The sequence below is a fragment of the Paenibacillus sp. 01T422 genome (genome assembly GCF_056398785.1).
Genome location: NZ_JBFTQB010001543.1, coordinates 1 through 593, shown reverse-complemented (window position 1 = coordinate 593; position 593 = coordinate 1). Strand labels below are relative to the sequence as shown.

Sequence of the window (593 nt, the reverse complement as noted above, 5' to 3'; positions counted from 1 at the left end):
GTAAGGCAACCGCAAATAGCACACTCGCTATGCTTGTACCCAGCAAAGGAGTCAGCAATTGATATGCATCTTCGATTTCCGCTACTTCCGTATGACCGGATGTATGAAAGGCGGCTGCAGCCAGGATTAATATAGCTGCATTCACGAATAGAGCAAACATTAATGCGACGGTTGAATCGATCGTCGCAAATTTAATTGCGGAACGTTTTCCTTCGGACGTCTCCTCGTACTTTCTTGTTTGAACAATAGCAGAGTGCAGGTATAGGTTATGTGGCATGACGGTTGCACCCAGAATCCCTAGAGCAATGTAAAGCATTGCCGGATTTTTAATGATTTCAGTGCTAGGCACAAAACCACCCATTATATCAATAATATCCGGTTTGGATAGAAACATTTCAATACCGAAACAGACAAAGATTGTTAAGATAAAGGAAATGACAATGGCTTCGATATAGCGGAAGCCTTTATTTTGTAGCATGAGAACCAGGATAACATCGAAGGAAGTAATTAATACGCCATATAGCAGTGGAAGACCAAACAATAAATTCAAGGCAATAGCTGATCCGATTACCTCGGCCAGATCACACGCGGCT

General features: G+C 42.5%; 1 protein-coding gene. It reads right to left on the bottom strand.

Features of this window, described 5'->3' with window-relative positions; translation table 11 throughout:
* The coding region (locus AC1DUA_RS40070; protein ID WP_477504940.1) for an Nramp family divalent metal transporter at positions 1-593 on the bottom strand (593 nt) is incomplete at both ends.